This is a genomic window from Saccharopolyspora shandongensis, from assembly GCF_900106995.1.
GTDB classification, from domain to species: domain Bacteria; phylum Actinomycetota; class Actinomycetes; order Mycobacteriales; family Pseudonocardiaceae; genus Saccharopolyspora; species Saccharopolyspora shandongensis.
The window spans coordinates 37114-45321 of sequence record NZ_FNOK01000069.1; the positions used below are offsets into that span (position 1 = coordinate 37114).

Consider the following 8208-nt stretch of genomic DNA (forward strand, 5'->3'; position numbering starts at 1 on the left):
ATTTCGTTGGGCCGAACGGCCTAATTGCCGCTGCGTTCCCGCTTCTTGGGGGCCGCCTTGCCGCGCCGCCGGAAGCGGGCTTGCGCCAGCTTGTAGGCCGTCGCGGTGTCCAACAGTTCCTCCGCGTGGGCCCGGCCGGTCTCCGTGGAATCCATTCCGGCCAGCATCCGCGCCAGCTCGACGACCCGCCGCTCGTCGGCGACGACCCGCACGTCGCTGCGGGTCAGCCCGCCGTCCGCGGCACCCTTGTCCACCACCAGGTGGCGGTCGGCGTAGGCGGCGACCTGCGGCAGGTGAGTGACGACCACGACCTGGTGGGTCCGGGCCAGACGGGCCAGCCGCCGCCCGATCTCCACCGCGGCCCGCCCGCCGACACCGGCGTCGACCTCGTCGAAGACCAGCGTCGGCACCGTGTCCGCGTCGGCCAGCACGACCTCCAGCGCCAGCATCACCCGGGACAGCTCACCGCCCGAGGCGCCCTTGTGGATCGGCAGCGCGGGCGCACCGGAGTGCGCGATCAGCTGCAGCTCGACCTCGTCGACCCCGTCCGGGCCGGCGTGCAGGGTCCGGCCCTGCACGGGCAGCGCGTTCGGGTCGCCGGCATCGGCTTCCTTCGGCTCGACGACGACCTCCAGCCGCGCCTGCGGCATCGCCAGCCCGTCGAGTTCCTCGGAAACCGCCGCAGAGAGCCCCACCGCGGCTTCCTTCCGCGCCGCCGACACCACGACCGCGTGCTCGGCGAGCTCCACCGCGAGCTCGTCGCGCCGTGCCGCCAGCGCCGCCAGCGCCTCCTCCGAGGTGTCCATCCCGGACAGCCGGCTGCGCGCTTCGTCGGCCCACGCCAGCACGCCGTCCACGTCCGCGGCGTACTTCTTGGTCAGCTGCTTCAACTCGGCCTGCCGTGCCAGCACCTGCTCCAGCCGGGCCGGGTCGGCGTCCAGCCGGTCCAGGTAGCCGCCGAGCTCGCCGCCCACGTCGGCGAGCACCGCGACGGCCTCCGCCACCCGCGGCTCCAGCTCCCGCAGCGCCGGGTCCTCGGCGCCGCTGAGGCGCCGCCGGGCCTCGCCGACCAGTCCGATCGCGCCCGGCGCATCCGGGTCGCCGTCGGCCGCGCCGGTGAGCGCCAGATGCGCCGCCGTCGCGATCTCCCGGAGCTGGTCGACGTCCGCGAGCCGTCGCGCCTCGTCGACCAGCGCGACGTCCTCACCGGATTCCGGGGCGACGGCCTCGATCTCGGCCAGCCCGTGTCGGAGCAGTTCCGCTTCCCTGGCCAGTTCCCGCGAGCGCTCAGTGCGCTCGGTGAGCTCCCGCACCGCCTCGGCCCACTCCGCGCGAACCCGCTGGTAGTCGGCGAGCACGTGCAGCACGGGCTCGCCGGCGAACCGGTCCAGCACCGCGCGCTGCTCACCGGACCGCAGCAGCCGCAGCTGGTCGTTCTGGCCGTGCACTGCCAGCACCTGCTCCGCCAACTCGGAAAGCACGGCGTTGGGCACCGACCGACCGCCGAGGTGCGCCCGGGACCGGCCGTCGGCCGTCACGGTCCGCACCGCGATCAGGCTGCCGTCGTCGTCGGGTTCGGCCCCGGCATCGCCGGCGACCTTGGCCGCCGGCGAGTCGATCGTGGTCTGGAACCGGCCCTCCACGACGGCACGCTGCGCACCGGACCGGACCCGCGAGGCATCGGCCCGACCACCACCGAGCAGGTGCAGCCCGGTGACCACCATCGTCTTACCGGCGCCGGTCTCACCGGTGACCACGGTCAGTCCGGCATGCAGTGCGAGCGTGGCGTCGTCGATGACGCCCAGTCCCTGGATGCGCATCTCCGCCAACACATCAAGCACCCTATCGGCATCCCCCGAGCAGTGGTGCCCCGCTGGGGTGATCAGCGCATGAATTGAAATTGTGGCTGTTTGCCGCGATGCAGGCGGCGCCGCCGCGGATCAGCCGGTCTTGGCCGGGCCGCGCCAGCCCTGGACCGGGAGCTCGAACTTGCGCACCAGGCGATCGGTGAACGCCGTGTCGTGCAGCCGCACCAGGCGCAGCGGCATGCTCCCGGCGACCACCTCGACCCGTGCGCCCGGCGGCAGGTCGAACTGGCGCTGACCGTCGCAGAACAGCACCGCGTGGTGGCCGTGCTGGTCGATCTCCAGCGCCACCAACGACTTCTGCGACACCACCAGCGGGCGCGCGAAGAGCGCGTGCGCGTTGCTCGGCACGACCAGCAGTGCCTGCACCTCCGGCCACACCACCGGGCCGCCCGCGGAGAACGCGTACGCCGTGGAACCGGTCGGGGTGGAGCACAGCACGCCGTCGCAGCCGAACGCCGAAACCGGGTGGCCGTCGACCTCCACGACCAGGTCCAGGATCCGCTCCCGGCTGCTCTTCTCGACGCTCGCCTCGTTCAGCGCCCAGGTGTGGACCAGGACCTCGCCGTCGAGCTTCGCGGTGACCTCGATGGTCATCCGCTCCTCGACGTAGTAGCGGGACTCGACGACGGCGGCCACCGCCTCGTCGAGCGCGTCGGAATCGGCCCCGGCCAGGAAGCCGACCCGGCCGAGGTTCACCCCGAAGACCGGCACGTCGGCCAGCCGCGCGAGTTCCGCGGCGCGCAGGAGCGTCCCATCACCGCCCAGCACCAGGACGAGTTCCGTGCCCGCGGCCGCCTCCGGGCCGGGCTCGACCACCCGCAGGTAGCAGTCGGAGCTGAGCTCCGGGGCCTCCTCCGCGAGCACCCGCACGCACAGGCCCGCGTCGATGAGCTGACCGGCGACCTTCTCCGCGGTGCGCATGTTGTGCTGCCTGCCGGTGTGCACCACCAGCAGCACCTCTCGGGCCAACTCCACTCCTTAAAGCTTTTCTAAGCGGCGGGAGCCGCTTGCGGTGTGGGACTCAGCTTGCACCGCCGCGGGTTCTCAGGGGTCTTCTCGCGAGGACAGCCCCGACGTGGTGAATTGGCATTCATGAGTCGGGGATCCCACAGCGAGAAGGCTCCTGAGGTTCCGCCACCCGCACCGCCACGCAAACCACTCTAGAAACAATCAGTCAACGGTGCGAGCTCTTGCCTGAAGTCTGGGGTCCCTGCCGGACCGCGTCCAGCACGAGCGCCTCCGCCGCATCCGCATCGGTGCCCGCGCCGGGCCGCAGCCAGGCGAAGTACTCGACGTTGCCCGACGGACCGGGCAACGGGCTTGCCACGACACCGCGCAGGCCGAGGCCCAGATCGGCGGCGAACCGCACGACCTCGAGGACCGCTTCCGCCCGCAGCTCGGGATCGCGTACCACGCCACCCGAGCCTAGCCGCTGCTTGCCCACCTCGAACTGCGGTTTGATCATCGGTACCAGATCGGCTTCCGGCGTAGCGCAGGCGGCCAGCGCCGGCAGCACCAGCTTCAGCGAGATGAACGACAGGTCGGCCACCACCAGGTCCACCTGGCCGCCGATGTCCTCCGGGGTCAGCGACCGCACGTTCGTCCGATCGTGGATCCGCACCCGATCATCGGTCTGCAGCTTCCAGACCAGCTGCCCGTAACCGACGTCGACGGCCACCACCTCGCGCGCCTCGCGGCGCAGCAGCACATCGGTGAACCCGCCGGTGGACGCGCCGGCGTCCAGGCAGCGGCGGCCCGCGACGGTCAGCCCGGCGGGCTCGAACGCCTCCAGCGCCCCCACCAGCTTGTACGCGCCGCGCGACGCCCAGCCCGGGTCGTCGACGTCCTCGGCGACCACCACCGGGGCATCGATCTCGACCGCGGTCGCGGCCTTGCGGGCCACCATGCCGCGCACGCTCACCCGCCCGGCGGTGACCAGTTCCGCGGCGTGTTCACGGGATCGGGCAAGCCCGCGACGAACCAGTTCGGCATCCAACCGCGCCTTGCGTGGCACTACCGTCAGCTCCTGTGTGCACTCGTTCCGGAGAGGAGGTTGTCCGCCTTCGACAGCGCATCGGTGAGCGCGGCGTGCGCCGCCTCGAACCGTTCGACGTGCTCGGCGACCGGCAGTTCCCGTACCTCGTCGAGCCGGGCCACCGCCGCCGCGATGGCGTCGACCGCCGGCTGACCGTCGTCGGCCGGGCGCGCCAGCATCGCGGGATTCGGCGCCTGCTGCCACGGAGAGGTCATCCGCTCCTGCTCCCATCGATCACGCCGCGATGGCTGTAGCGGCGACGCGTCCACGCTAGCGGAACGCCCCGACGACGCCGCCGCGACATGCGCCGGTCAGGCCAAACCCAGTTGCCGCAACGCATCCTGCGCGCGCTCGTCGGCTCCGCGCACGGCGACCGGTCCCGACGACGCAGCCCACCAAGCGGCGCAGAGCGCGCGGAGCGCCGACATCGCATCGCCCGGCTGTGCCCCGGCCTGCGCGGCCAGTTCCAGCGAGTCGCTGCCGACGCGGACCTGCCACCCGGGCTGCGCGCCGATCGCCGCCTCGTCGGCAGGCCGGTTCAGGGCGCGGAGATCCGCGCCGACGTGGCCGGGCCGCATGTCGGCGGTGGCTTCCAGCAGGTCCCGTGCCGTGCTGACGCCGGTCAGCACCATCAGCACCGGCATCCCGGCGTTGACCGCGCCCGCGATGTCGGTGTCGAGCCGGTCGCCGACCATCAGCGGCGCCTCGGCCCCGGCGGAAGCGACGGCCCGGTCCAGCAGCGGCCGCTCGGGCTTGCCCGCCACCAGCGGCTCCTGATCGGTGGCCGCCTGCACGAGCGCGACGAGCGCACCGTTTCCCGGCGCCAGGCCGCGCTCGGTCGGCAGCGTGCGGTCGCCATTGCACGACACCCACAGCGCGCCGGCGCGGATCGTCAGGCACGCCTCGGTGAGGTCGCGGTACCCGATCTCGGTGTACAGCCCCTGCACGACCGCGACCGGCTCGTCGGCGAACTCGCGGACCGGCACCAGCCCCGCCTTGTCCACTTCGGACACCAGCGCGGGCGAACCGACGACCAGCACCTTCGACCCGGGCGGCAGCTTCTCGGCCAGCATCGCGGCACCGGCCTGGGCGCTGGTGCTCACCTCGGTCCGGTCCGCGTCCAGGCCGAGGCCGACGAGGTGGTCGGCCACGGCCTGGTCCGGCTTGGACGCGTTGTTGGTCACGTAGCGGACCGGGACGCCGCGGCGGTGCACCTCCTGGATCGCCTCCAGCGCACCAGGGATGAGTTCACCGCCGCGGAACACCGTGCCGTCGAGGTCGAACAGCACGACATCATGGCCGTCGAGAAGCGTGCCGCTCACTGCGCTCGCGCGCCCCCTCCTGCGTTGTCGGCGTCGGCGGCCTTCTCGGTCGCCTTGTCGTCCGCCGCCTCGTCGTCGGCGATCTTGTCGCCGGCGATCTTGTCGTCGGCGGCCTCGTCATCGACGGCCTTGTCGTCTGCGGCCTCGTTGTCGGCAGTCTCGTCATCGGCGGCCGCTTCGGAGCCGGCCTCTTCATCGAGCTTCTCGTCGAGCTCGTCGAAGTCGTCGTCGACCTCGGCGGCGTCGTCGTCGAAGTCGTCGCCGCCGATCTCGGCCGCCTCCGCCTCGGTGACGAGCTCCTCCACCACGTCCGGGCCGCCCAGCTTCTCGGCGAGCTCCTCGAGGCGGTCGGGGGCGTCGGTCTCGTCCTCGTCGTCGGCGTTGGCCGCGTGCACGAACCAGGTGAAGGCTTCCCGCTCCCGCCCGGCCGCCGCCAGGTTGTCGGCGTAGGCGTAGAACAGGCGCGCGCTCCACGGCTCCTGGAGCTTCGGGTCCAGCTCCGCGATCTGCAAGCTCACCACCGAGGCTTCGATCTCACCGAGGTCCCGGCGCGCACCCGCGGCGACGATGCGCAGCTCGACCGAGTCCTCCTGGTCGAGCTGGGTGGCCTCCTCGCTGCGGCTGAGCTCCACAGCGCGCTCCGGCCGCCCCATCGCGCGCTCGCAGTCGGCCATGATCGCCAGGTGCCCGGGGCCGCCGGCCATCCGCCGGGCGGCGCGCAGCTCCGAAAGCGCCTCGTTCCACTCGCCCGTCAGGTACGCGGCGAGGCCGTTGGCCTCGCGCACCGAAGGAATGCGCGGTGCTCGCTGACGCGCATACCGCGCGTGCTCCAAGGCGCGCTCCGGCTCCGAGTCGATCAGCTGGCCGGCGGCGATCAGGTGCAGCGCGACGTTGTCCGCCAGGCCCTTGGGCAGCGTCAACAGCTCACGGCGGATCTCGATGTCGAGGTCGCCGGGCTCCAGGCCCTCGGGCAGCTGCGGCTGCTCCGGCCTGACCGCCGACTCGTTGGCGGCCTCGTCGCGAGACTCGGCCCGCGGCGAGTCGTGCCGGTAACCACCCCGGTCCCGACGCCCACCGTCGCGCGGCCCGCCCCGACGGTCGCCGCCCCGGTGATCCCGGTCAGGCCGTCCGCCACGGTCATCGCGCGGACGGTCATCGTGCGGCCGGTCATCGCGCGGCCGGTCGTCACGCGAGCGGTCGTCACGGCGCGGACGGTCATCGCGCGGCCGGTCATCGCGGCGCGGGCGGTCGTCGCGGCGCGGGCGGTCGTCGCGGCGGCGGTCGTCAAAGCGGGGCTTGCCGGACCGGTCGTCCCGCCGGAAACCACCACGGTCATCACGCCGGTCGTCACGACGGGGCCGGTCATCACGGGGCCGGTCATCACGGGGCCGGTCGTCACGGGGCCGGTCGTCACGACGGGGCCGGTCATCACGGGGCCGGTCATCACGCGGGCGGTCATCGCGGCGACGGTCGTCAAAGCGGGGCTTGCCGGACCGGTCGTCCCGCCGGAAACCACCACGGTCATCACGACGGAAACCACCGCGGTCATCACGGCCTCGATCGTCGCGGCGGAAGCCACCACGGTCATCGCGACGCGGACGGTCATCGCGGCGGTCATCCCGCCGGAAACCGCCACGGTCATCACGGCCTCGATCGTCGCGGCGGAAATCGTCCCGACGCGGGCGGTCGTCCTTCCGGAAGTCACGGCGGCCGCGGTCATCCTGTCCGCGGTCGTCCTTCCGGAAGTCACGGCGGCCACGGTCATCCTGTCCGCGGTCATCACGACGGTCGTCGCGGCGGAAGCCACCACGGTCATCGCGACGCGGACGGTCATCACGACGGAAGTCGTCGCGGCGAGGACGGTCGTCCCGCCGGAAACCACCGCGGTCATCACTCCGGTCGTCGCGACGGAAACCGCCTCGGTCATCGCGGCGGTCGTCGCGGCGGAAGCCACCACGGTCGTCACGACGCGGACGGTCATCACGACGGTCGAAGCCGCGGTCTCGGCCGTTCTGCTCGTTGAAACGGCGCGGCCGGTCCTCGCCGCGGTCGTCGCGACGGAAACCACCGCGGTCATCGCGGCGATCGTCGCGACGGAAGCGGTTGTCGCGGTTGTCGGAGTCACGGCGGAAACCGCCGCGATCGTCGCGGTTGCCACCGGGGCGCCCGCCCTGACCGCGGAACCGGTCGCGGTCGCGGCCTCCGCTGAAGTTGTCGCGGCCGCCCCGGTCGTCCCGGTTCCGGTCGTCGCGATCATTGCGGAAACCGCGGTTGTCGCGGTCACCGAAGCGGCGCGGGCCGCCACCGTCGCGGTCCCGGCGGGGACCGCCGTGGGAACCGCGCCGATCGAAGTTTCCGCGGCCACCTTGGCCGCCTCGGCCGGCACCGGCCCCGCGGCGAGGACCGCCGCTCGTGTCGTCGGAACCGGACACCGAACCTCCTGAAGCAGAAATACTGAAGTTCCCACCAGGGTAGTCCCACCTGATGGCGGGTCGCGGCGGGTGGCACCCCTGATGTGAGCGGGGGCAACTCGTGTGAACCGTGCGGCGCCCGAACAACGCAGCAACGGCTCCTGGACAAAAAGAAGGGGCCGACCGGAGAACCGTCCCCAAGGACGGGTCCGGTCGGCCCCTCTTAAATAGTGTGTCGGCGGTGTCTTACTCTCCCACACCCTGTCGAGTGCAGTACCATCAGCGCTGGGGAGCTTAGCTACCGGGTTCGGAATGGGACCGGGCGGACCCTCCCCGCCATCGCCACCGACAACCCTCAACCCCACCCACACAGGGCAGGAAACTCAAGGATGTCGACGATCAACAAGCGATCATCAATTCAATTATCAACACACAACCGTGGCCTGGTTGCTGTCTCAGATACCGTATAGTGGGTGCGTAGCAATCTTTGTGAGCAAGTCCTCGGCCTATCAGCACCAGTCAACTCCACACCTTACAGTGCTTCCATATCTGGCCTGTCAACCCAATCATCT

The 8208-nt window shown here is 71.8% G+C and carries 7 protein-coding genes and 1 rRNA gene; 1 reads left to right on the forward strand and 7 read right to left on the reverse strand.

What is annotated here, in order from left to right; all coding sequences use genetic code 11:
* Window positions 1–20: 20 nt before the first annotated feature.
* From recN to BLW84_RS40560, 6 genes are all read right to left on the reverse strand, one after another.
* A complete protein-coding gene (gene recN / locus BLW84_RS40535; protein WP_093277049.1) occupies window positions 21–1832 on the reverse strand; it encodes a DNA repair protein RecN in 1812 nt (603 codons plus the stop codon).
* A 108-nt stretch (window positions 1833–1940) separates the two neighbouring features.
* Window positions 1941–2837, reverse strand: a complete 897-nt coding sequence (locus BLW84_RS40540; RefSeq protein WP_093277052.1) for an NAD kinase — start codon at window positions 2835–2837, stop codon at window positions 1941–1943.
* A 205-nt stretch (window positions 2838–3042) separates the two neighbouring features.
* A complete protein-coding gene (locus BLW84_RS40545) occupies window positions 3043–3882 on the reverse strand; it encodes a TlyA family RNA methyltransferase (RefSeq protein WP_093277055.1) in 840 nt (279 codons plus the stop codon).
* A 5-nt stretch (window positions 3883–3887) separates the two neighbouring features.
* Window positions 3888–4118, reverse strand: coding sequence for a hypothetical protein (locus tag BLW84_RS40550; protein ID WP_177226971.1), 231 nt, complete (start codon window positions 4116–4118; stop codon window positions 3888–3890).
* Window positions 4119–4214: 96 nt separating this feature from the next.
* Window positions 4215–5225 (reverse strand): HAD-IIA family hydrolase, encoded by a 1011-nt coding sequence (locus BLW84_RS40555; RefSeq protein WP_093277057.1) that lies wholly within the window; start codon window positions 5223–5225, stop codon window positions 4215–4217.
* Window positions 5222–6145: a tetratricopeptide repeat protein gene (locus tag BLW84_RS40560; protein WP_245761726.1), complete on the reverse strand. Its 924-nt coding sequence runs from the start codon at window positions 6143–6145 to the stop codon at window positions 5222–5224. The genes BLW84_RS40555 and BLW84_RS40560 overlap by 4 nt, the downstream gene beginning before the upstream one ends.
* On the opposite strand from BLW84_RS40560, the gene BLW84_RS48075 reads away from it, so the two are divergent.
* Entirely contained in the window at window positions 6104–7669 is a 1566-nt protein-coding gene (locus BLW84_RS48075; protein ID WP_177226969.1) for a hypothetical protein, read from the forward strand. The genes BLW84_RS40560 and BLW84_RS48075 overlap by 42 nt on opposite strands.
* Window positions 7670–7869: 200 nt before the next feature.
* On the opposite strand, the gene rrf is transcribed toward BLW84_RS48075, so the two are convergent.
* Window positions 7870–7986: ribosomal RNA gene (rrf, locus tag BLW84_RS40565) — 5S ribosomal RNA — on the reverse strand.
* Window positions 7987–8208 lie beyond the last annotated feature (222 nt).

Coding starts and splice junctions, on each gene's coding strand:
- BLW84_RS40550 (WP_177226971.1), bottom strand. CDS start 4,118: ATGACCTCTCCGTGGCAGCAGGCGCCGAATCCCGCGATGCTGGCGCGC.